Here is a 23,981-nt window from a genome sequence, read left to right on the forward strand (position 1 = left end):
TTTTATCATGACTAGATTTAGAAAGGAAAATAACGGTCTATAAAATTAAGTGAAACTATTCTTTAAATGTTTGACTCTTTAGTCCGTATAGCCCATTAAGAGGCGAGCATATGGAGAATCAGAAGGTAAAACAACGACCGTATCACCATCAATCGTACGTTTATATGATTCTAATGTACGGAACATAGAATAAAAGCTTTGGTCCTTTGAGAAGGCCTGATTGTATATTTTAGCTGCTTCCCCTTCTCCTTCACCTCGGATTGTCTCAGCTTCTGCTTTTGCCTTAGCAAGAAGCTCTTTTACTTCACGATCGGTTTCAGCAACGATTCGATTTTTATCGGCATCCCCTTTTGATAAATACTCCTGGGCTTTCGACTCACGCTCTGAAATCATTCTCGTATAAACAGATTGTTCATTTTCAGCAGGTAAATCCGTACGTTTCATACGAACATCCGTCACAACAATTCCATAATTATCTCTCGCTAATAGCTCATTTACCTTCTCCGTTACACGATCATTTAGTGAACCTCTAGAAGATTTTTCGTCATTGATAATCTCATCATAATCTAATTGACCAAGCTCCGCACGGACGACAGAGTATATAAATTCTTCCATCCTTGATTCAGCACCAATTACAGTACGAGCATTGGCAATCATTTTCTTTGGATCTTCAATCCGCCAAACCGCATAGTTATCTATAATCATCCGCTTTTTATCTTTTGTATTAATCTCAGCTTCTGACACATCATACGTCATTTGAAACTTTGGTAATGTCGTGACACTTTGGATGAACGGAATTTTATATCCTAGACCTGGATCCTTGTCAATTCGAACGACTTCTCCAAACTGACGTATAACTTTATACTCGCCTTCTTTTACAATAAACAAGTTACTAAAAATCAACACCAATACAGCAATGAGAATAATGAAGAAAATCCCAATTTTCGTGTAGTTGCGCCATTGAAAGCCATTGCCTTTTTCTTTCATATTAATGACGTTTTGATCACTCATTATTTTCACTTCCTTCTTTCTGTGTCTTCGGTTGCTCTTTCTCTAACGGACGAATTGGAAAGTACTTAAGCGTGTTCCCATCATCATTCATAATATAAATTTCAGCACCTGGTAAGACTTGTTCAATTGTTTCTAACACAAGACGCTGCTTCGTAATATCTGGGCTTTTGCGATATTCTTCATATAGCTTATTAAATACAGCCACATCTCCACGTGCCGTTTCAATACGAGCCGCTTTATCCCCTTGGGCTTGAGAAATCATAGCGTCTTTTTCCCCTTGGGCTTCATTTGTACGTTTGTTTCGATATTTCTTCGCTTCATTAATTTTCGTATTCATTGTTTCACGAGCATCCGTAACATTGGTAAATGCCTTACGCACCTCTTCATTTGGAAGCTCTACATCCTGCAATTTTACAGCTAGGATGGAAATTCCAATATCGTATTTATCAACTAGCTCGGAAAGCAGGTCTCTTACCTGTGCTTCGATTTCTGCTTTACCAGAGGTTAATGCATCATCGATTTTTGAACTTCCGATAATACTTCTTAATGAAGCAGATGTTGCATCATAAAGAATCTCTTTCGGTGAGTCCGCATTGTATAAGTATTTAGATGGGTTTGTGATTTTCCACTGTACGACAAGATCGGCTAGGACGATATTTTCATCCCCCGTAATCATTTTCGTTTCATCAGGAAAGTCTTTGATTTCTCCATCTGCTTGTTCATAACCAAACTGTAAACTAAATGTTTCCTTTGATAGCTTTTCAACACTTTGAATTGGCCAAGGTAATTTAAAGTGTAAACCCGGCTCAGTAATACCGTCTTCTACTTCCCCAAAGGTTAGAATAACTGCTTGCTCGGACTCATCGACCGTGTACCAGGTAGTAAACGCTACAATACTTAAAATAATAATAAGAAAAATTAGACCTACAATGGTATAAATCCTCTTTAAACTAACCACCGTCTCACTTCCTTCTCTTCATTTTAGTCTGAATACTTGTTCCCCCAAATGACTTCATCATGGTAACAGCTATTAGAGAGATGAACAAGATTCTTTGTGTGTATCATTATTTACGATTATCTGTTAAAAAGGTTCCCAGAAATTTTAATTTTATTTTAGATACCAAGGTAAACTTCTCAATTTTTTCATGTATAAAGTTCATTTACTATTCTACTATTCCTCTGTGCTTTTCTTCTTTAAAGGTTAAATATTAATAAATTGAAAAAAGAAAAAGGTGAAAGCGGGGTCTGCTTTCACCTTTTTCTTTTTGGCTCCTTGGATGAAGGGGTTTGCATTTTCCATTCTAGCAATAGATTGTTAAGATAGAATGAACCAGTTGTAAAGAAAATGTAAACTCATCCAAACTCTAGTAGAAAAGCCCTTGAGGAAATTTTTTATAAAGAACAATTGAGAAACTAGTTCCCTTCCCAACTTCACTTTCCACTGAGATATTTCCGTGGTGAGCCTCTACTAAATGCTTTACAATCGCTAACCCTAATCCCGTTCCGCCTGAGTTCCGACTTCTTGCTTTATCAATTCGATAGAAACGCTCGAAAATTCTTGGAATTTCCTTTTTTTCTATACCGATCCCTGTATCAGATACAGTTACCGTAACTTGATCCTCTTGTTCATTAACCAATATGCTCACTTTTCCACCATTTGGTGTATAGGATATTGCATTTGAAATTAAATTAATAAATATTTGCTTCACGCGATAAACGTCCGCTTCAACTACAACTTGTTCAGAGCTTGAACGAAACTCTAAGTCTATGCTTTTTTCGCTTGCTTTTCCTTCAATAATGGTGATAACCTCATGGAGAGATTCAGCAATGTTAAAAGGCTGGACAGAAAGGGCAAACCCTTGCTTTTCTATTTTTGATAGATCTAATAAGTCCTGTATTAACGATTGCAGACGGTCACTTTCCTTAAGAATAATATTTAGAAAAGCGACTAGAGTCTTTTCATCATTCATTGCCCCATCAAGCAATGTTTCTGAAAACCCTTTTATGGATGTAACAGGTGTCTTTAATTCATGTGACACATTTGCGACAAAGTCTTTTCGCATTTGCTCGAGCTTCTTTAACTCTGTTATATCATGGAATACTAATAGTACACCTTTCCATTCATCGTTTGTACCGATAATTGGAATTCCATATACTTCAAAATGCCTACGCTCAATTCCAATAGGTAAACGTAGCTGCTTCTTATTTTTTTCTTCTGTCATAAAGATATCTTCAACAAGACTAGTCACTTCTCTATGCTCAATGACATCATAATATAGTTGGTTGACGTAAGCATCTGGGTCTATATGGAAAAACTCCTTATATGCTCGATTAATCAGGTTAATATAACCCCTACTATCAATAAGTAATAAACCACTCCCCATATTTTCAATAAGCGTACGAAGACGGTCTTGTTGAATTTCTTGTGATTTCATCAGCTCTTGAAGGTTTCTAGCTAATATATTTATGGAAGAACTCAGCATTCCAGTCTCATCTATATGATCTTCATACGTCCGAGCTCGATAGTTCCCTTTGGCAAGCTCTATAGCAACTTGGGTTGCAGATTCAACAGGCTTCGTATACCGAGCGGTAATCCGAGTGGCTAATAATAAGATCACAATAAGGGCAGAGCCTAAGCTGACAATTAGCAACCACCAAATCTGCCGATAAGCTTGATTAATCTCGTTCATTTTTGCGCTAATAAACACATATCCTTGCTCTCGGTCATTGTATTGTATTGGCTTCCAGTAGTAGCGTAAATTATAGCCTCCACCCACTTCAAGGCGATCATTTCCTTTAGACTTTCCACTAATAATATCTTCTATAATCAGATGATGCCGGGTTATATCACTTTCCTCAGTGGTAGAATCTAGTATAATTTCTCCCTCCGAATTAACAACTGTAACCCTAGCACTTAGCAAGTCACTTATTGTTCCCGTATCTTTTTCTGAAATAGCTTTTATGCCACCTTTGTCTTCAATATAGAATGAAACAATCTCACTTTCTTTCTCCAACCGCTCATCAAAAGCATTTAAGTAATAGGATTTAAATAATTGGCCGAGAAGGAGACCCAAACCAATTAATACGCCGAAGATAAGGGTAATTAGCCCAAATAATAATCTTGTCCTAAATTTGGTCATTCCCCTTTAGGTTCCTCCAGCTTATACCCTAATCCACGAATCGTTTTTATATAGGTAGGTTTTTTTGTGTTTTGCTCAATTTTTTCACGTAAATGGCTTATGTGTACATCTACAATTCGAGTATCCCCAGCAAAATCGTAATTCCAAACCGCACTTAACAGTTGATCACGAGTTAATACACGCCCTTTATTCTTTACAAGATATAATAGGAGTTCAAATTCTTTCGGAGTAAGTTCTAGTAGATCTTCATTAAAGTAGGCTTCATAATGCTCTGGAAGCACTTTTAGCTCTGCAATTTGAATATAATCCTTTTCTTCCTCAACTGCTCCAATAACGCTTGTTTGAAGTTGAGTTCTTCTTAAGATTGCTTTCACACGAGCAATGACTTCACGAGGACTAAATGGCTTCGTCATATAATCATCTGCACCTAGTTCAAGTCCAAGCACTTTATCAAACTCATCATCTTTTGCTGTTAACATTAGAATAGGTGTTGTCACCTTCTGCTGGCGAAGTTGTTTGCAAACTTCAATTCCATCAAGCTTAGGAAGCATAAGATCCAATACAATAAGGTCCGGTTTTTCTGAAAGAGCAAGATTCTTCCCTTCTTCCCCGTCCTCAGCTGTAATTACTTCGAAACCAGCTTGCTGCAAATTATATTGAAGTAAAGTTGCAATAGATTGTTCATCATCAACTACAAGCACTTTTTTATCCATAAAATCCTCCGTTATAAAAAATTCCCCTATTTTTTCATCATCATCAAAGAACCTTATCCTTATTATAATATAAATCACCAAAAGAATGATATTTTTGTGAAAGTCGGGTGAGTACACTGGGCAATACGAAGAACGTGATTCTAGAGTAAGGAAAGTAGAACGCACGCTACCAATTATGCTGGGATGGATGAGTATTTTTTTAGTCAAAAAAGGAGAGACCGCCTGATCTCTCCTCTAAATTCAATATATTAGAAATTATCTAACGCCTTTCCATCCATTGCCTCTAATTGGTGTGGAGGACAAACGGTTAACATTCCTGTAATCACAACTTCTTCCTCTTCATTTGTTCCATGTACTTTCACTTGAATCGTATGCGATCCTTTATTCACTTCGACTACTTCAAATAAAAATTGGATTGTTCCATAATGAAAGACCGGCTTCAGAAATTCTATATCCTGCTTCACGATGTGACTTCCAGGTCCTGGTAAGTACTTTGAAACTGCCGCAGTGATGATACCAGTTAACATAATACTCGGTACAATGGGCTTCTTAAATGGTGTCTGAGATGCATAATCATGCTGAATATATAATGGATTAGCATCGTTTGTTAATCCTAAATAGAGCAAGAGGTCTTTGTCTTCAATCTTTTCCGTTAGTGTAAGCTTTTCACCTACAGTAATTTCATTCATTTGTCTCCCAAGTTTTCTCTTTTTCCCTAATAGCATATCTGCACCCCCAAAAGTATGTAAGCGATTGCAATATAATTGAATAAAATAAATTCTTCAATAGAAGATAGACTATAGAAGAATGGATTTCAATTGACTGAACGAAAATTCTTTCTTTTCTGTCTATTTACTCTATCATAGCATAAAGTTTCGCAGAAAAAAACTGTTATATTGACTTATTCCTTATGATTTCAATATTATTCCTTTTTATTCATTCATAAAAAAAGGGATCGGAATATAACCGAACCCCTTTAAAATGTTGATTATGCTAATATTGACATGACCTGGCGCACTGATGAAGCTGACTGATCTAATGCAGTCTTTTCTTGTTCCGTTAATTCTAACTCAATTACCTTTTCAATTCCTTTTGCACCAAGGATCGTCGGTACACCTAAATAGATCCCTTCGTATCCATATTCTCCCTCTAAATAAGCAATTGAAGGAAGTACTCGGCGTTGATCTTTTAAAATGGCTTCACACATTTCGACCAGCGCGGCAGCAGGTGCATAATAGGCACTACCGTTACCTAGTAAATTCACAATTTCACCGCCGCCTTTACGCGTACGCTCCACGATAGCATCAAGACGATCCTTTGAAATAAGTGACTCTAGTGGAATTCCACCCGCATAGGAATAGCGGACTAATGGAACCATATCATCTCCATGCCCTCCTAATACGAAGCCAGTGATATCTTTAACAGATATGTTTAACTCTTGAGCTACAAATGTTCTGAAACGAGCAGTATCCAACACACCTGATTGTCCGATTACACGATTTTTCGGAAAACCTGACTCCTTATAAACAGTGTATGTCATTGCATCTACTGGGTTCGTTAACACAATAATATAACAGTTCGGTGAATACTTTACAATCTCTTGAGTTACACTCTTCATGATTTTTTGATTGGTTTGAACTAAATCGTCGCGGCTCATACCAGGTTTTCTAGCAATACCTGCTGTAATGACAACTATATCTGAGTCCTTAGTGTCTTCATAGCTTGACGTTCCAGTGATATTAGCATCAAAGCCTTGAACAGGGCTTGCTTCAAGCATATCCAATGCTTTTCCTTTTGTCGGATTTTCCATTTGTGGAACATCTACTAACACTACATCCCCCAGTTCTTTTTGAGCCAATAAGAATGCTGTTGTTGCTCCAGTAAAGCCTCCACCGATTACCGAAATCTTCTTGCGCTTGATTGTCATCGTTCATTCTCCCTTCAAGTTTCAATTGAGATTATAGAGGAATTGTAAAGACATTTTAAAAAAAGCTATCTTCACGCCTAGTATGCTCGATCACCAAGGGGTTCGACTAAGATGTGAAGACAGCTTTTAGTTACACAAGTTATTCCATGTTCTTAATTAGCTCGTCACCGAACTCAGAACATTTCACTTCAGTTGCACCTTCCATTAGACGAGCGAAGTCATATGTGACAACTTTAGAAGCGATTGTTTTTTCTACTGATTTGATGATCATATTCGCCGCTTCATTCCAGCCTAAATGCTCAAGCATTAAAACACCAGAAAGTAGCACAGATGATGGGTTCACTTTATCAAGACCAGCATACTTAGGAGCAGTACCATGAGTTGCTTCAAAGATTGCGTGACCAGTTTCATAGTTGATGTTAGCTCCTGGAGCGATACCAATACCACCAACTTGAGCAGCTAGGGCATCAGAAATATAATCTCCGTTTAAGTTCATCGTAGCAACAACATCAAACTCTTTTGGACGAGTTAAAATTTGTTGTAGGAAGATGTCAGCAATCGCATCCTTTACGATGATCTTACCAGCAGCTTCTGCATCTGCCTGAGCTTTATTTGCAGCTTCTGAACCTTGCTCATCTTTAATGCGATCGTATTGAGCCCAAGTGAATACTTTATCACCGTATTCTTTTTCTGCAAGCTCATAACCCCAGTTTTTGAATGCACCTTCAGTGAACTTCATGATGTTCCCTTTATGTACAAGTGTAACAGATTTACGTCCTTCTTTAATTGCATACTCAATTGCTGCGCGAACAAGACGTGATGTACCTTCTTCAGATACTGGCTTAATTCCGATACCAGAGGTTTCTGGGAAACGAATCTTGTTAACTCCCATTTCATTCTTTAAGAATGAAATTAGCTTTTTCACTTCTTCTGATCCTTTTGAATATTCGATACCAGCATAAATATCTTCTGTGTTTTCACGGAAGATAACCATATCTGTATCTTGTGGACGTTTAACTGGTGATGGTACCCCTTCAAACCAACGTACTGGGCGTAAGCATACGTATAGATCTAATTCTTGGCGTAAAGCTACATTAAGAGAGCGAATCCCTCCACCGATTGGAGTTGTTAATGGGCCTTTAATCGCAATTAAATATTCCTTAATAAGATCTAACGTTTCAGTTGGAAGCCACTCACCTGTTTGGTTATAAGCTTTTTCACCTGCTAAAACTTCTTTCCATTCAATTTTGCGCTCACCTTTATAAGCTTTATCTACAGCAGCATCTAGAACCTTAGAAGCTGAAGCCCAGATATCAGGACCAATTCCATCTCCTTCGATATAAGGAACAATTGGGTTATTTGGAACATTTAGTACTCCATTGTTAACTGTGATTTTTTCACCTTGCATTTTTTTCTCCCTCCAAATTCGAAAACTAAAGTGAATAGGCTACATCTAGATTGAAGCAGATATAGAGAAAAACTATATTCCTTCATATACAGGAAGCAAGGTTAGAAAGGATCTCCTTCTAACCTTTTACCTACCCTATACTATTACAGCAATTTTTCACTAAAAAGTAAAATGTTGCGGCATAATTTTTTAAAAAATTTAGCTAAATTTAAAAAATCAACTTATTTCATTAACCTCTTTGCTCGATTGGAATATACGATTGCATTCCTGGTCCTGTATATTCAGCTCGTGGGCGAATTAAGCGGTTATTATCATATTGTTCTAAAATGTGAGCTAACCAACCAGAAACTCGGCTTACTGCAAAAATTGGCGTAAATAAATCATGGTCAATTCCTAAGCTGTGATACACAGATGCAGAATAGAAGTCCACATTAGGTGGTAAATTCTTCTGACCAGTCACGATGCTTTCAATTTTGGTAGACATTTCATACCATTGGGGCTCACCAGTTAATTTTGTCAGCTTTTCAGACATTTCTTTCAAATGCTTTGCACGAGGATCGCCTAGACGATAGACGCGGTGACCAAAGCCCATGATTTTTTCTTTATTTTGAAGTTTTTCATTAATATACGTATCTACCTTTTCTACGGAACCAATTTCTGTTAGCATTTTCATTACGGCTTCGTTTGCTCCACCATGAAGAGGTCCTTTTAAAGCACCGATCGCAGCTGTAATACCTGAATATACATCCGATAACGTAGCCACACATACACGTGCAGTAAACGTAGACGCATTTAATTCATGATCAGCGTGTAATACTAATGCTTTATTGAACGCTTCGATTGCGATAGGTTCTGGCTCTTTTCCAGTTAACATATACAAGAAATTTGCTGCAAAGCTTAGATCCGTTCGTGGAGCAACAGGTTCTAATCCTTTTCTTACTCGAGCAAATGCTGTAACAATAGTAGGCATTTTTGCTTGCAAACGAATTGCCTTATGGTAATTTGCCGTTTCATCCATTAGATCAGCATCTTCATCATATAAGCCTAATAATGATACCGCTGAACGTAATGCTGCCATTGGATGTACTTGATCAATTGGATACATTTTAAAATGATCTAACACTTCTTTAGGAAGCTCAGCGTTTTCTGCTAATTGCTTATTTAATTCTTGTAATTCAGGCTGAGTTGGTAGTTTTCGGTGCCATAGTAGATAGATGACCTCTTCGAAACTTGCATTTTTTGCTAAGTCATCAATATTATAGCCTGCATAAGTAAGTGTATCGTCGATGATAGAACTAATAGAGGATGTTGTTGCAACTACCCCTTCAAGACCACGTGTTACTGTCATACCAAATCTCTCCTTCACAAAATAGTTTCCCCTTGCCCCGTGATTCAAAACATTCTTTCTAAATTTCATAAATTAGGTTTTATTAATCTAAGAGGCTATGAAAATATGCCCCTAACGGCTAACTAATATAAGCAATCATATGTTTTCGCTCAAATAAATATTCAATGATTGAGCGACTGCTCAGAAATGATAAAAAAAAGAAAGAAATTTATTCCTCTTCATATAGATCCAAATTCGTTTCTAGAAAGTAAATGCTCTCATTATTTAAGAAGATGGCATTGTCTTATGTGGATATTCATATCAAGCTTCAGCTTCAGTGTTATCCACCATTACAATCAACCTAGAATTAAAAAACAAAACAATCTCAGAAATCCCTTTATTAAATCTAGTGAATTAGAACTAAGTGTAAGTAACAATCAAAAAAGGATGCGCTTACAAGTCCTATTATAAACAATTATCAGACTTTTGTGAATGCAAAGAGCTTAAAATGTGAAAAATTTATTATTTTATTAAAAAAACTTAGAATTAATAAAATACAAGATACGTTATTATCTTGACGAATTTTTGCAATCAAATTGGTATTAAGGAGACACGTTTTTTCATTTTTTCTTCAAACACTTGCTATTCCTGTAAGAACGCAAATAACATCCCGTTCAACGATGGAATGATAGATCCATTATTGTGATTAAAAATTGACTAGAGATGGTTAACCCCCAGTCAATTTTTAATGTGATCTACTTACTTAAATAGCTCAATTAACTTCATTGCTGCATAAGCAATTCCTGCTCCTATTAGCGGCCCAACCGCAACCCCTTTAAATAAAGCAACCGCTATTATTGTACCTAAAACAAGCGCTGTAGTAATATGGGGATCATCTGCTAACAGCACTAATCCTCCTTTAGCTAGTAAAGCTACGGCAATACCTGATATAAGTGCTATCCATGCATATACAGACTTAAATGCACCAGTTAAATCCTTGAACCCAATATCTCCGGTTGCAATGGGGGCTAACACAGCAATCGTGATAATGATAACTCCCCAGTTAATCCCTTTAGACTGAATATAAGCAAATGTCTTAGAGTCAACACCAACTAGTTTCATCCCAATGAGTACAATAACCGCGATAATTAACGAGTTATTTTTCGCTAAAAAAGCAATACCTAGTAAAAGTGCTAAAAAAATGAGTGATTGAGAAAACAATTGTCCTACTCCCTCCCGTTTCATTCATTATACTAACATAGCTATTTGAAGTTAACGAATGTGATGAATTATTATTCTTGTTCTGAAGACTTGTTACGATGTGTTCAGTTAGATGTGTACATCCTATTGTTGAATTAGGTAGCTAACTAGATAATCTGCTGACAAAAAAATGAAGTTTTTCCATAATGGTGATAAACTATACGTATAAATCAAAAAAAGGAGGCTTTTGTTTGAATCAAATCTACCTAAATCGAACGCTTCGGTTGATCTTTGTAGTCGCCGTCGTTCTTCTTACTCTAATTGGATTTTTTTATTTATCGAAAGTAACTTATCCCTTTTTGATTGGATTAGCAATTGCCTTTTTAATCAATCCGCTAGTCAATTTACTTACAAATAAAGGGAAGATGCCAAGAGCTCTCGCAGTTTTTGTTGCTTTAATTATTATCTTTGCCGTATTTGCTGGGTTGATTACATTACTTGTTGCTGAAATTGTCTCAGGAGCAGAGTATTTAGCCAAGGTTGTACCTACTCATATAGAAACACTAATTGATTACATCGAGCAATTTATTGCAGGACAGATTATCCCACTTTATAACCAACTAACTAGCTTGTTTAATAACCTCGATTCAGGACAAAAGGATACGATTTTATCCAATATTGAAGACGTTGGAAAAAATATTGGAACAACTGTAGGAGATTTTATTCAAAATTTCTTCTTAAACATCCCAAACATTTTATCATGGTTCCCAAACGCAGCAACTGTTATCATTTTCTCCCTCCTTGCAACCTTCTTTATTAGTAAAGACTGGTATCGCTTATCTACAATCGGAGGAAAAATACTACCAAACCGAGCAAAGTCAAGTAGCAAAACCGTTGTCGCAGATTTGAAAAAAGCACTATTTGGATTCGTGAAAGCCCAGCTTACGTTAATTTCAATTACTACTGTAATTATTTTAGTCGGACTGTTAATCTTACGTGTCGACTATGCTATTACAATTGCACTTGTGACAGGTATTGTCGATATCATTCCATATCTAGGAACGGGAGCTGTCTTTGTCCCTTGGATTATTTATGAGCTTATTGCAGGAGAAACGTCGTTAGCAGTTGGACTTACAGTTCTCTACATTGTGGTTATTGTACAACGCCAGGTGATGGAGCCTAAAGTTCTTTCCTCAAGCATTGGTCTTGATCCGCTTGCCACCCTTGTTTCGTTATTTGTTGGTTTTAAGCTCATTGGATTTTTAGGTCTTATTGTAGGTCCTGTTACTCTAGTTATCATCACTACCCTCCATAAAGCCAACGTATTTAGAGACCTTTGGTCATTTATTAAAGGGAAAGAAAGTAGTTAGCACACGAAAAAAACAAGACTACTCTATAATCGAGTAGCCTTGTCTTTTTTTCTTAGCGTATTATCGTAATTCTTCCACGATTCATCCAGTTTTTTAAGCCTTTGATTAGTAACATTTTGAAGAATTTCCTAGTAGGCGGTGCAAGTAACAAAAATCCTAGTGCATCCGTTATAAACCCTGGTGTTAGTAACACGGTTCCCCCAATTAATATACAAATCCCATCAAGGATGGCATCACCAGGGATTTGTCCATATTGCATTTGCTCCTGTGCCTTTCTTATGGTTTCTAATCCTTGCTTCTTTGCTAAATACGCTCCTAGAATTCCTGTAAAAATAATCATCAATAATGTCGGCCAAACTCCAATGGTTTTTCCAGACAAAAGTAGTATTCCAATCTCAGAAGCTGGGATAATGATAAGAAGTAATAGTAAATATCTCATGCTACCTCCAAATGACATATGCCTTGTCCTTATTATATGTTCTTTCGCACAAAAACAGAAACAATATCAATTAGGAATCGTACTTCATTTAGATTTTTTCTAATAGCTTGATGTATATTGTGAGCATTAATTTAACGGGAGAGATATCAATGTTTGTAAAGATTTATCAATACCATATTCAAGAAGATAAAGTGGCTGACTATTTGGAACTCCAAGAAAAGACATCTACTATTTATTGCAAATATATAGAACATAAATCCATCTATCTTCAGAGCCAGAAAGACCTTACAAAATGGATGGAAATTGCAAAATACCCAGATGAGAAGGAGTATCATAAATGTTTGAGGTTAATACATGAAGAGGAAGAGATAAACCTACTATATAAAAAGTTCTGCTCTTATTTAGTTGGGGATAAGCAAGAAGTATTTGAAGAGAGCTTTATTGAAAGAAGGGTTACAGGTATTTACTAGCACAATGGGGCCAACAAAGGCTCAAGGGCATTGGTCAGGCTAGGGGCGAGTATGCGAGTTTGGAACAGAAAGCACTCTTTGCCTTCAATTCAAAGCTGGTATATGGCCTCGAGGTGCAAAGCGTTGAAGCAGGATGTCGAACCGCTTAGCAGCAAACAAAAAAATGTATATTTCCCTAAGCAACAAAAAAACCCCCCAAATGTGAAACAAATAATATGTTTTCATTTGGGGGTATATTTATTTTAAGACTTCTAATTAAAGTACATTCGCATGACCGTTATAGATCACACCACGCTGAGCATCTACAGTAATCTCTTGACCTTCATTGAAAAGGCTAGTAGCTCCTTCTACTCCTACAATGACTGGAATTCCTACGTTTAATCCAACTACTGCCGCATGGCTAGTTAAACCACCTTCTTCAGTGATTAATGCCGCGCACTTTTCAATAGCTGGTACCATTTCACGATCAGATCCAATTGTAACCAGAATAGAACCTTCTGTAACTTTTGCTAATGCTTCTTCTGCGTTTTTCGCAACAACCACTCTACCATAAGCTGACTTGCGACCAATTCCTTGAGCTTTCGCAACGATATCGCATACCACATGAATCTTCATTAGGTTTGTTGTTCCAGATTCACCAACAGGAACTCCAGCTGTGATGACAACTAAATCACCATGCTTCACAATACCACTATTTAAGCTTTCTTGTACAGCTACATCAAGCATTTCATCTGTCGTGCTTGCTTGATGCCCCATTTGAGGATAAACTCCCCAAACTAAAGCTAAGCGACGTGATACAGACTCGTTTGCTGTTACTGCAATAATTGGCGCCTTCGGGCGATATTTAGAAATCATTCGAGCTGTATGTCCGCTCTCTGTTGGCGTAATAATAGCATTCACATCTAAGTTAAGCGCAGTATGTGCAACCGATTGTCCAATAGCATCTGTAATATTGTGATCTGTATCTTTACTAAGGTTAGATAAAATTTCTTTATGCTTTAAAGCAGTTTCAGCTCTTGATGCAATGTTATTCATCGTTTGTACTGCTTCTACTGGGTAAGTACCTGCAGCTGTTTCACCAGAAAGCATGATAGCATCTGTCCCATCAAAAATAGCATTTGCTACGTCACTTGCTTCTGCACGAGTCGGTCTCGGGTTACGTTGCATAGAATCAAGCATTTGAGTAGCAGTAATGACTGGTTTTCCTAATGCATTACACTTTTTGATTAGCTCTTTTTGAACAAGTGGTACTTCTTCAGCTGGAATTTCAACACCAAGATCTCCACGAGCTACCATTAATCCATCTGATACTTCAAGAATTTCGTCGATATTATCGACACCCTCTTGGTTTTCGATTTTAGGAATAATTTGAATATGCGATGCTTGGTTATCTTCTAATAACTGCTTAATCTCAAGTACATCAGATGCTCTTCTAACAAATGAAGCCGCAATAAAGTCAACACCTTGTTCAATTCCAAAAAGAATATCCTGTGCATCTTTTTCTGTAATACCAGGTAGGTTTACAGAAACACCAGGAACATTAACCCCTTTTTTATTTTTCAATGTGCCGCTATTTAATACCTTCGTTAAGATTTCTTTATTTACTTGGTCAACTTCAACTACTTCTAATCCAATAAGTCCATCATCTAAAAGGATTCTAGATCCTTTTTGAACATCTTCCATTAATCCAGGGTATGTAATGGAAAACTTTTCACTTGTACCTAAAACCTCGTCCATAGATACAATGATTGATTGACCCTCTTTCAGTTCAATTGAATCATTTTCCATGTTGTGTGTACGGATTTCTGGCCCTTTTGTATCGAGTAGAATCGCAACTGTTTTCCCCGTCTTATTTGCAGCCTCACGGATATTTTGTATTCTTTGTCCATGTTCTTCAAAGTTACCATGTGAAAAATTAAGTCTCGATACATTCATCCCAGCTTCAATAAGCTGAGTTAACTTTTCAACACTTTCACTAGCTGGTCCAATAGTACATACGATTTTTGTTTTACGCATCATTTTTAGAAACCTCCCATAATTTGAAGCCAAATTAGATAGATAGTTCTTTCGATAATTTATATAAGTGCAGGTCGATCGTGTGCTTCTTTGCTAGAGCTTCAATGATATCGTAATCTACTAAGTGATTCTTTTCAACTCCAACTGCACGTCCACCTTGATCATTAATTAATAGTTCAACTGCTCGTGCACCTAAACGACTTGCTAGTACACGGTCAAAGGCTGTTGGAGAACCACCACGTTGAATGTGACCAAGTACTGATACACGCGTATCAAAGTTAGTTGCTTCTTCTAGCTCTTTCCCGAACTCGACGCCACTGCAAACACCTTCGGCAACCATGATTATACTATGACGTTTTCCACGCTCATGTCCCTTCTTCAAACGCTGAGCAATTTCTTCCATATTGTACTTCTCTTCAGGAATTAGAATGGTTTCAGCACCACCAGCTAATCCAGCCCATAAAGCAATGTCTCCCGCATCACGACCCATTACCTCAATAATAAAAGTTCTCTCGTGAGAAGTTGCTGTATCTCTAATTTTATCAATTGCGTCAATAACTGTATTTAATGCTGTATCAAACCCAATGGTGAACTCTGTACCAGGAATATCATTATCGATTGTTCCAGGTACACCTACACATGGGAATCCTTGCTCTGTTAAAGCTTTTGCCCCACGGTATGAACCGTCTCCTCCGATTACAACAAGCCCTTCAATTCCATGCTTCCTTAACTGTTCAATTCCTTGTTGTTGACCTTCCTTCGTCTTGAACTCTTCACATCTTGCAGAATATAGAATGGTACCTCCGCGATGAATAATGTCACCAACTGAGCCGAGCTCAAGCTTCTGAATATTTCCACTCATTAAGCCTGCATACCCACCAAATATTCCATATACCTCTACATTATGATAAATAGCTTTACGAACTACCGCACGAACGGCAGCGTTCATACCTGGAGCATCTCCACCACTTGTTAATACACCTATTCTTTTCATCTCGTCACCTCATTGTATAATTTAGGAAGAATATGTAAGAATATACTGAAAAATCCTTTTTTAAAAGCACCTTTGACTATGCTGTCATTCTTTTATTATAAACAAAATACTTGGGAATAACTCTAAAATACCATGAAGAATATCGCTTCTCAACTTAATCCTTACGAATTAAGCAAAAGTCGAAATAGTCGATAAAATGGAAGCGTTTCACTTAATAAAGAAAGCGTTTCCTTGTTGATTCTACTATATTCACATTAGTAATAAAGCTACTAAATCTCTTTGATTTTGTGAACATTTTTTTACATACAATTTAAAGGGGTTCGGATTTATTCCCTCCGAACCCCTTTTTTTACTATACTTGCTTTTTTCGTTTCAGTAATAGGTACTAATAGAAAAATTGTTCGCTAAAGAAGCTCACTCACTATGAGGAAGCAAGTTTCCAGTAATTCTCACAAAAATTTTTTTCTAGGTCCACCTCTTAAAAACAGTGTTAATTTACTCCGATATAATCATTTAAGAAGGAATAATCGCCAATAGATTTGTATTTTTCATATCGATGAGCTACAAGGTCTTCTTCTGAAAGCTTTCTTAAATCCTTTAATGAGTTAAAGAGAGTATCTTGTATGAAAAATGATTGGGCTTCTACATCTTTATGTGCTCCGCCTTTGACTTCTGGGACAATTTCATCTACGACTCCAAGTTCTTTTAAATCTGGTGCTGTAATTTTCATTGTTTCTGCTGCTCGTTTCGCTTGTGTTGAATCCTTCCATAACAAAGCAGCTGCTCCTTCGGGTGAAATAACCGAATACGTTGAATTTTCAAGCATGTGAATATGGTTTCCAACCCCTAATGCAAGCGCTCCACCACTTCCACCTTCTCCAATAACAATACAAACTACTGGAACCTTCAGGCTTGCCATCTCGAAAAGATTACGAGCGATTGCTTCGCTTTGACCTCTTTCTTCTGCTGCTTTTCCTGGGTATGCTCCCTTCGTATCAATGAAACAGATGATCGGACGGCGGAACTTTTCTGCTTGTTTCATTAGGCGTAGTGCCTTCCGATAACCCTCTGGATGAGGCATACCAAAGTTGCGACGAATGTTCTCTTTCGTATCCTTACCTCTTTGGTGTCCAATTACAGTTACAGGTAAGCCTTTGAATTTCGCTATTCCACTTACAATTGCTTCATCGTCCCCATAAGTACGGTCCCCATGACACTCAAAGAAATCTGTAAACAAGTATGAAATATAGTCAAGTGTAGTAGGACGACTTGGATGACGTGCAATTTGAACCCGATCCCATGGCTTCATATTTTCATATATTTCTTTTTCTAATTTTTCTAAGCGGCTCTCTAGTGTCTCAATTTCTGAACTAAGATCAACATCGGCTGTTTTTGTAAACTCTCGTAATTCGGCAATCTTCTTTCTCAGTTCTGTTACTGGTTTTTCGAACTCTAATTCTCCTACCATTCGAGGTCACCCCCAGGCTGATGTATATTGATAATGGTTGAAAGCTTATCTTTCAAATCTAATCTAGATATTACGGCATCCAATTGACCGTGTTTTAATAAAAATTCTGCCGTCTGAAAATCCTCTGGTAATTCTTCTCGAATCGTTTGTTCGATTATTCTACGTCCTGCAAATCCGATTAATGCTCCAGGCTCTGCAAGATTGAAATCTCCAAGAGAAGCAAAACTAGCAGATACACCTCCTGTTGTCGGATGTGTCATAATTGATAGTATAAGCCCGCCCTCATCACTAAATTTCTTTAAAGCGACACTTGTCTTTGCCATTTGCATCAGACTAAGTACCCCTTCCTGCATCCTAGCACCGCCTGATGCAGTAAAGATAATAAACGGAACCCTAAGTTCTCCAGCCTTTTCAATAGCTCGAGTGATTTTCTCCCCAACAACAGAGCCCATACTTCCCATTCGGAAAGTGGAATCCATCACAGCAAGGACTACTTGTTGTTCGTTTATAGTCCCAATTCCTGTTACTACTGCCTCGTTAATCTTTGTTTTTTTTCTATCTTTCTCCAGCTTTTCTTCATAATCTGGAAAATCTAATGGGTTTCCTGAAATCATTCCAGCATTCAATTCTTCAAAATGATTTCCATCAATCACGCTGTTAATTCGTTCTTTTGCATTCATTGGATGGTGATAATCACAGTGAAAGCATACCTTTAAATTTTTTACAAGTTCCTTTGTATACATGATTTTTCTACAGTTTGGACATTTTGTCATGATTCCTTCTGGAACATCCTGTTTTGAGGCTTCAGAAGGAATTGTCGCATATTTCTTCTTTTTTGTTTTCGTAAAAATATCTTTAAGCAAGGTTTACCCTCCCTGTCATATCAATCATAGTCAATCCCTTAGTGGTCTGACCACTATACGAATAATGAACGCCTAATGGTGTTAGGCATTTTTTTACTTGTCCTTATTCATAATAGAGGATGAGTACTACAAAATTTGCAAAAAATTGTCGTCAACTCTTCGACAAATTTCTAAGCTGTCGATAGGCGTCAATTAATTGCTGTTCATCTTGGCTTTTCAACGCTGTAATAAGGAATAAATACTTTTCTTTTGACTCTTCGTTTTGCCTTAGCTTCAATGCATTATAGTAGTCTTTTAATATAATCCATATTCTTAGAAATAATCGATTGTCAGCTAGTTCAACAATGCGTAAGAAAAATTCATCATCTAAGATTTCTTTCGACTGAACCCAATGGATTAGTCGATTAAGTTCATCATCAATTTTCCGATGGACAATTAGTCTCAAACAATCCAATTCAATTAAATATTTCGTTTCTTTAACATCACGGATGACCTTTTTATCTTGAAGAATAAATGTACTTAGAAGCTGAACGAGCTGATGGTCTCGAAAATCTCTAATAAACGTACCTTCTCCCCTTCTTGTCTCAATAAGTCCAAGAAGCTCGAGTGCGCGCAAAGCTTCACGAACTGAGGAGCGCCCCACATTTAAGCGCTCACAAAGTTCTCGTTCTGATGGAATTTTATCTCCAGGTTTAAGGCCGTCCTGTTCAATCATAGCTCTTAATTGCTTGACAATCTCTAAATATACCTTTGATTGTCCAGAAGATGTAGGATTCACCTTCACCACTCACTCACTTTTCCCGATGACTGCTAAGCTACTTGTTCTTTGTCTCACTTCATCTGGATCTACCTTAATGCGAGCAACACCTGTCTCCATAGCAGCTTTAGCAACAGCTGCAGCTACAGCTGGAGCAACTCTTGGATCAAATGGAGCAGGGATTACATAGTCTGCATGCAGCTCAGATCCTTCAATAAGGCTTGCAATTGCCTCTACAGCCGCTACCTTCATTTTCTCATTTATATGTGTAGCTCTTACATCAAGTGCTCCTCTAAATATTCCTGGGAAAGCTAAAACATTGTTCACCTGGTTAGGAAAATCAGAACGTCCTGTTCCAACTACCTTTGCACCTGCGACTTTTGCCTCTTCTGGCATAATCTCTGGAGTAGGGTTTGCCATAGCAAAAATAATAGCATCTGTGTTCATCGTTTGAATCATTTCTGCAGTTAATGCTCCAGCAACCGATACACCAATAAATACATCTGCCCCATTAATGACATCTGCCAAGCTCCCTTGTTTATTTTCACGATTTGTATACTTGGCAACCTCATGCTTAATGGCATTCATCCCAACCGGACGTCCTTCATAAATTGCTCCCTTGGAATCACACATGATGATATCCCGCACACCATAGCTATAAAGTAGCTTAATGATGGCAATTCCAGCTGCTCCTGCCCCGTTCGCAACCACTTTAATTTCATTCATTTTCTTACCAACAAGCTTTAACGCATTAACTAAGCCAGCTACCGTTACAATTGCCGTCCCATGCTGATCATCATGAAAAATTGGAATATTTGTTTCCTTTTTTAGACGCTCTTCGATTTCAAAGCAATTAGGTGCTGCAATATCCTCTAGATTCACACCGCCAAATGTTGGTTCTAACAGCTTAACTGTCTCGACAATTTTATCAACATCTGTTGTATTTAAACAGATTGGAAAAGCATCTACTCCTGCAAAGCTTTTAAATAGAACAGCCTTTCCTTCCATAACAGGTAATGCCGCTTCAGGCCCAATGTTTCCAAGACCTAATACAGCTGTACCATCTGAAACAACGGCAACCATATTGCCCTTCATTGTATACTCATAAACCGTTTCGGGCTTATCATAAATTTCTTTACAAGGCTCTGCTACTCCTGGCGAATATGCTAAGCTTAAATCCTTAGCATTTCTGACTTGTACTTTAGATGTTGATTCTAACTTTCCTTTATGGACACGATGCATATGTAATGCTTCTTCGCGTAGTGTCAAGTTTGTTCACTCCCTCTAATTATCCGAAAGAAGTTACACTTCCAAGATTTGTATTAGTGGTCTGACCACATTTTCTATTAATCAATATACCATATCTTTATGGGTTGTAAAGAGCTTACGATTTGAGAATAACGTTCGAGTCTCCTAATATCTCCTTAAGCTGATCTAATAATTGAGGAGATGGGACTATTCGGTCGTCTTGACTGAGACGAACCATTCTTTTTGAACTTGCATAATAAAGGATACATGGAATGTTCCCTTGATGCTGTCGTAATAATGCCTTTAGGATAGTTAGCTGTTCTTCTGTTTCAACTTCTTGCTCAATCTTCAGATATAGGGTTGCTTCATTTGGGGTTGCTCTTTCTAACACACTTTCTAAAACTTCTCCCAATTGTACTATAAATTGACTTCTTCCATCCTTTTCCTCTATCTTCCCTTGTAAATAAAGGACTACGCCTTTTGCAAGCAGATGGGATATTCGTTTAAACACGGTTGGAAAAACAACAGCTTCCATTTCTCCACTTTGATCGCTTATCGTTAAGAATGCCATGGCATCTCCCTTTTTGGTTCGAATCTTTTTGATCTCAGAAACATAAGCAACTGTAGTAGCTTTTCCAGCTAAGTCTACTAAAGGCTTCGCTCCTAATGTTAGAAAGGATGATTCATAAACAGAAACAGGATGGTCAGATAAATATAAGCCGAGCGCTTCTTTTTCTAGCTGTAACTTATCCTCGATTTGAATCGGGTCAACATTTACGTATTTTGGTTTAAGCATAAAATCTTCTTCGGAAAAAAGATCACCTTGGTCTGAATCATCTGGCTTCACTAATTGCGCGTGATCTAAAGCAACATCTAGACTTGCTAAAAGAACTGCACGATCTTCGCCAAACTCATCAAAGCTTCCTGAATGAACAAGTATTTCCATTGTTTTACGATTAATGGCTTTTTTGGAAACTCGGATGCAAAAATCAAACAAGTCTGCAAATTTTTTGTTTTTTCTCGCTTGAAATATTTCTTTTAACACCGTCATTCCAATTCCTTTAATTGCTGATAAACTATACCGAATCCCTTGTTTATCCACCATAAAAGTATAGCCGCTGTAATTAATTGAAGGGGGGAGTATAGGAAAGTCCATTTGTTTCAGCTCTCGTATATATTGTGATAGCTTTCCTTCATTCCCTATAGCAGACGTTAACAGCGCAGCCATAAAATGCTGTGGATAGTGCGCTTTTAAGTAGGCAAGCTGGTACGCTATAAAGCTGTATGCAACTGCATGTGAACGGTTAAACCCATAATTAGCAAAGCGAACAATTAGGTCATATATAGAGTTTGCCGTTTCTTCACTATATCCTTTTTGGACTGATCCTCGGACAAAATGAGCTCTTTCCTTATCTAAAACATGCTTTTGTTTTTTCCCTACTGCACGACGAAGTAGATCCGCTTCACCCAGGGAAAACCCTGCCATTTTGGAGGCGATTTGCATGATCTGCTCTTGATATACAATGACACCGTACGTATTTTGCAAAATGGCTTGCAAATCTGCATGAGGATAGGACACAAGTTCCTTCCCATGCTTTCGATTTATATACAGCGGAATATTTTCCATTGGACCTGGTCGATATAGAGCATTAACCGCGACAATATCTTCAAATTGATTTGGTCTTAATCGTTTAAGGACACTTCGCATCCCATCTGATTCCAGCTGAAATACCCCTGTAGTGTTCCCCTTACTCAATAAAGCAAATGTCTTCTCATCTTCCAGTGGAATCTTCTGAATCTCAAGCTTCTTCCCTGTTGCTCTCTGAATGGATGCCACGATATTTTCAATTAAAGACAAATTTCTTAGACCAAGGAAGTCCATTTTCAAAAGTCCAACCGATTCAAGATGCTCCATTGAATACTGAGTTAAATAGACATGATTATGCCCCTCCTGAATTGGAACCATTTGAATTAAAGGCTGTTCACTAATAATAACCCCTGCCGCATGTGTGGAAGTATGTCGCGGCAACCCCTCAAGCTTTAATGCAGTTTCAAATAATCGTTTATTCATATCCGATTGCCTAATAAAATTTCGTAAAGACTCCGATTCTTGATAAGCTTCCTTTAAGGTAATGCCTAGTCTAGAAGGAATATATTTTGAAACTGTATCAAGCTCTTTCGGATTTAAGCCAAATACTCTCCCAACATCACGAATCGCAGCCTTTGCAGCTAAAGTACCAAATGTAATAATTTGAGCTACATGTAATTCACCGTACTTGTGTACAACATAATCAATTACTTCATCTCTTCGGTTATCTGGAAAATCGATGTCAATATCAGGCATGGATATACGCTCTGGGTTCAAAAATCGTTCAAATAAAAGCTCATGCTTTATCGGGTCTACATCTGTAATATAAAGTACATAAGCAACTATTGATCCAGCCGCTGATCCACGTCCAGGTCCCGTCAGGATTTCTCGTTCCCGAGCAAATCTCATAAAGTCCCATACAATAAGAAAATAATCACTGAAATTCATTTTTTGAATCACACTAAGCTCGTATTGTAACCTTTGCTTATGCTCAATTCCCACTTCAGAGAATCGCTCTTGAAGACCTTTCCAGCAGATTTTTTCTAATAATGAAGCCGCGCTCTCTCCTTCAGAAACTGGATATTTTGGCAGATGCTGCTGGTTTAATTCAAGCATGACATTACAGCGTTCAGCAATCGCTAGCGTATTTTCTAAAGCATCTGGATAGGCAGACATCCCTTCTACCACTTCATTCGTGTCCTTTAAATAATATTGATCACTAGGCAAGCGTTCTCTAAGCTCATCTTGAAGCTTATCTCCATTTTTTATACTTAATACACACTCATGGGCAAAGGAATCTTCACGGGCAAGATAATAGACTGGATTGGTTGCAACAAGCTCCACGCCATAAGCTGAGCCAAGCTTTTGTAGTTGTGAATTCATTTTTTCCTGTTCAGTTATTCCTAGGTTTTGAATAGCAAGATAAAATTGGTTTGGCTCGAACGTTTGTTTATAGATTTCTACTATTTTCATAGCAGTATTCTCATCCTCGTCTAATAAAAAACGTTCGATTTCTCCATCTAGTCCTGGTGAGATAGCCGTAATTCCTTCTGAATAGTGCTTTAACCATTTAATTGGAATTCCAAGAGGAGACTTTGTTTGTACCACACTTGTAATTTTTAGAAGGTTTTTAAACCCTTTTTGATTATTTGCTAGCAATACCAATGGGTATGCCTTTTCTTCGTCCATTTCACTAATCACATCAACCGTTAATCCTAATATAGGTTTAATCGATTGCTTTAAGCATTCTTTATAAAATGAAATTGCACCGTACATGACATTTCGATCGGTCAAGGCAATAGCGGTGAATCCTTTTTGCTTTGCACTTGAAACGAGCTGTTCGACCGTTGCTGTACTCGAAAGCAAGCTATATGCACTTTGAACATGAAGGTGAATATATGACATTTCGTTTCACACCTTTACAAACTTTCTCTCTACTAACATTATAGAACGCTACTTTTCAAAAAGAAAATATGTTCTCTTTTTTACTTAATAAATTCATTCCACCATTGCGACTGTTCTTTCTAGATAAGCATATTCGC

At 37.5% G+C, this 23,981-nt stretch carries 19 protein-coding genes; 2 read left to right on the forward strand and 17 right to left on the reverse strand.

Annotation, left to right across the window (positions count from 1 at the left end; all coding sequences use genetic code 11):
- Window positions 1-78: 78 nt before the first annotated feature.
- From hflC to LS684_RS16040, 9 genes are all read right to left on the reverse strand, one after another.
- Window positions 79-1,011: a protease modulator HflC gene (hflC, locus tag LS684_RS16000; protein WP_233807400.1), complete on the reverse strand. Its 933-nt coding sequence runs from the start codon at window positions 1,009-1,011 to the stop codon at window positions 79-81.
- Window positions 1,004-1,969: an FtsH protease activity modulator HflK gene (hflK, locus tag LS684_RS16005; protein WP_233807402.1), complete on the reverse strand. Its 966-nt coding sequence runs from the start codon at window positions 1,967-1,969 to the stop codon at window positions 1,004-1,006. Before hflK ends, hflC begins: the two co-directional genes overlap by 8 nt.
- 406 nt (window positions 1,970-2,375) lie before the next feature.
- Window positions 2,376-4,151, reverse strand: coding sequence for a two-component system histidine kinase PnpS (gene pnpS, locus LS684_RS16010; protein WP_233807404.1), 1,776 nt, complete (start codon window positions 4,149-4,151; stop codon window positions 2,376-2,378).
- Window positions 4,148-4,864 carry a response regulator transcription factor gene (locus LS684_RS16015; RefSeq protein WP_233807406.1) on the reverse strand — a complete coding sequence of 239 codons (717 nt, stop codon included), beginning with the start codon at window positions 4,862-4,864 and terminating at the stop codon, window positions 4,148-4,150. The genes pnpS and LS684_RS16015 overlap by 4 nt, the downstream gene beginning before the upstream one ends.
- Before the next feature lie 248 nt (window positions 4,865-5,112).
- Window positions 5,113-5,589 (reverse strand): MaoC/PaaZ C-terminal domain-containing protein, encoded by a 477-nt coding sequence (locus LS684_RS16020; protein WP_233807408.1) that lies wholly within the window; start codon window positions 5,587-5,589, stop codon window positions 5,113-5,115.
- A 263-nt stretch (window positions 5,590-5,852) separates the two neighbouring features.
- A complete protein-coding gene (mdh, locus tag LS684_RS16025) occupies window positions 5,853-6,791 on the reverse strand; it encodes a malate dehydrogenase (protein ID WP_233807410.1) in 939 nt (312 codons plus the stop codon).
- Between the two features lie 139 nt (window positions 6,792-6,930).
- On the reverse strand, window positions 6,931-8,199 hold the full coding sequence (gene icd, locus LS684_RS16030) for an NADP-dependent isocitrate dehydrogenase (protein WP_233807412.1): 1,269 nt from the start codon (window positions 8,197-8,199) through the stop codon (window positions 6,931-6,933).
- A 229-nt stretch (window positions 8,200-8,428) separates the two neighbouring features.
- The gene (citZ, locus tag LS684_RS16035) at window positions 8,429-9,547 is read right to left on the reverse strand and encodes a citrate synthase (protein ID WP_233807414.1); all 1,119 of its coding nucleotides are present in this window, start codon (window positions 9,545-9,547) and stop codon (window positions 8,429-8,431) included.
- A gap of 738 nt (window positions 9,548-10,285) precedes the next feature.
- The gene (locus LS684_RS16040) at window positions 10,286-10,771 is read right to left on the reverse strand and encodes a DUF441 domain-containing protein (protein WP_432418779.1); all 486 of its coding nucleotides are present in this window, start codon (window positions 10,769-10,771) and stop codon (window positions 10,286-10,288) included.
- A 206-nt stretch (window positions 10,772-10,977) separates the two neighbouring features.
- On the opposite strand from LS684_RS16040, the gene ytvI reads away from it, so the two are divergent.
- Entirely contained in the window at window positions 10,978-12,096 is a 1,119-nt protein-coding gene (gene ytvI, locus LS684_RS16045) for a sporulation integral membrane protein YtvI (protein ID WP_233807417.1), read from the forward strand.
- Between the two features lie 52 nt (window positions 12,097-12,148).
- On the opposite strand, the gene LS684_RS16050 is transcribed toward ytvI, so the two are convergent.
- Entirely contained in the window at window positions 12,149-12,535 is a 387-nt protein-coding gene (locus tag LS684_RS16050) for an FxsA family protein (RefSeq protein ID WP_233807418.1), read from the reverse strand.
- Between the two features lie 149 nt (window positions 12,536-12,684).
- On the opposite strand from LS684_RS16050, the gene LS684_RS16055 reads away from it, so the two are divergent.
- Window positions 12,685-13,005 (forward strand): hypothetical protein, encoded by a 321-nt coding sequence (locus LS684_RS16055; protein ID WP_233807419.1) that lies wholly within the window; start codon window positions 12,685-12,687, stop codon window positions 13,003-13,005.
- A 255-nt stretch (window positions 13,006-13,260) separates the two neighbouring features.
- Here LS684_RS16055 and pyk read toward each other — a convergent pair whose 3' ends face one another.
- From pyk to dnaE, 7 genes are all read right to left on the reverse strand, one after another.
- On the reverse strand, window positions 13,261-15,021 hold the full coding sequence (pyk, locus tag LS684_RS16060; RefSeq protein ID WP_233811682.1) for a pyruvate kinase: 1,761 nt from the start codon (window positions 15,019-15,021) through the stop codon (window positions 13,261-13,263).
- 34 nt (window positions 15,022-15,055) lie between these two features.
- Window positions 15,056-16,015 carry a 6-phosphofructokinase gene (pfkA, locus tag LS684_RS16065; protein WP_233807420.1) on the reverse strand — a complete coding sequence of 320 codons (960 nt, stop codon included), beginning with the start codon at window positions 16,013-16,015 and terminating at the stop codon, window positions 15,056-15,058.
- Window positions 16,016-16,505: 490 nt separating this feature from the next.
- Window positions 16,506-17,483: an acetyl-CoA carboxylase carboxyl transferase subunit alpha gene (accA, locus tag LS684_RS16070; RefSeq protein ID WP_233807421.1), complete on the reverse strand. Its 978-nt coding sequence runs from the start codon at window positions 17,481-17,483 to the stop codon at window positions 16,506-16,508.
- Window positions 17,477-18,346 (reverse strand): acetyl-CoA carboxylase, carboxyltransferase subunit beta, encoded by an 870-nt coding sequence (accD, locus tag LS684_RS16075; protein ID WP_233807422.1) that lies wholly within the window; start codon window positions 18,344-18,346, stop codon window positions 17,477-17,479. Before accD ends, accA begins: the two co-directional genes overlap by 7 nt.
- Window positions 18,347-18,497: 151 nt before the next feature.
- Window positions 18,498-19,061: a FadR/GntR family transcriptional regulator gene (locus tag LS684_RS16080; protein ID WP_432418830.1), complete on the reverse strand. Its 564-nt coding sequence runs from the start codon at window positions 19,059-19,061 to the stop codon at window positions 18,498-18,500.
- Between the two features lie 72 nt (window positions 19,062-19,133).
- Window positions 19,134-20,372: an NADP-dependent malic enzyme gene (gene ystJ / locus LS684_RS16085; RefSeq protein WP_233807423.1), complete on the reverse strand. Its 1,239-nt coding sequence runs from the start codon at window positions 20,370-20,372 to the stop codon at window positions 19,134-19,136.
- Between the two features lie 115 nt (window positions 20,373-20,487).
- On the reverse strand, window positions 20,488-23,844 hold the full coding sequence (gene dnaE / locus LS684_RS16090; RefSeq protein WP_233807424.1) for a DNA polymerase III subunit alpha: 3,357 nt from the start codon (window positions 23,842-23,844) through the stop codon (window positions 20,488-20,490).
- Window positions 23,845-23,981 lie beyond the last annotated feature (137 nt).

This window comes from Cytobacillus spongiae, from assembly GCF_021390075.1.

Excerpts from the sequence above, each read along its gene's own strand:
- hflC (WP_233807400.1), bottom strand. The coding sequence starts at position 1,011 with ATGAGTGATCAAAACGTCATTAATATGAAAGAAAAAGGCAATGGCTTT.
- pnpS (WP_233807404.1), bottom strand. The coding sequence starts at position 4,151 with ATGACCAAATTTAGGACAAGATTATTATTTGGGCTAATTACCCTTATC.
- LS684_RS16015 (WP_233807406.1), bottom strand. The coding sequence starts at position 4,864 with ATGGATAAAAAAGTGCTTGTAGTTGATGATGAACAATCTATTGCAACT.
- LS684_RS16020 (WP_233807408.1), bottom strand. The coding sequence starts at position 5,589 with ATGCTATTAGGGAAAAAGAGAAAACTTGGGAGACAAATGAATGAAATT.
- mdh (WP_233807410.1), bottom strand. The coding sequence starts at position 6,791 with ATGACAATCAAGCGCAAGAAGATTTCGGTAATCGGTGGAGGCTTTACT.
- icd (WP_233807412.1), bottom strand. The coding sequence starts at position 8,199 with ATGCAAGGTGAAAAAATCACAGTTAACAATGGAGTACTAAATGTTCCA.
- citZ (WP_233807414.1), bottom strand. The coding sequence starts at position 9,547 with ATGACAGTAACACGTGGTCTTGAAGGGGTAGTTGCAACAACATCCTCT.
- LS684_RS16040 (WP_432418779.1), bottom strand. The coding sequence starts at position 10,771 with ATGAAACGGGAGGGAGTAGGACAATTGTTTTCTCAATCACTCATTTTT.
- LS684_RS16050 (WP_233807418.1), bottom strand. The coding sequence starts at position 12,535 with ATGAGATATTTACTATTACTTCTTATCATTATCCCAGCTTCTGAGATT.
- LS684_RS16055 (WP_233807419.1), top strand. The coding sequence starts at position 12,685 with ATGTTTGTAAAGATTTATCAATACCATATTCAAGAAGATAAAGTGGCT.
- pyk (WP_233811682.1), bottom strand. The coding sequence starts at position 15,021 with ATGCGTAAAACAAAAATCGTATGTACTATTGGACCAGCTAGTGAAAGT.
- pfkA (WP_233807420.1), bottom strand. The coding sequence starts at position 16,015 with ATGAAAAGAATAGGTGTATTAACAAGTGGTGGAGATGCTCCAGGTATG.
- accA (WP_233807421.1), bottom strand. The coding sequence starts at position 17,483 with ATGGTAGGAGAATTAGAGTTCGAAAAACCAGTAACAGAACTGAGAAAG.
- LS684_RS16080 (WP_432418830.1), bottom strand. The coding sequence starts at position 19,061 with ATGATTGAACAGGACGGCCTTAAACCTGGAGATAAAATTCCATCAGAA.
- dnaE (WP_233807424.1), bottom strand. The coding sequence starts at position 23,844 with ATGTCATATATTCACCTTCATGTTCAAAGTGCATATAGCTTGCTTTCG.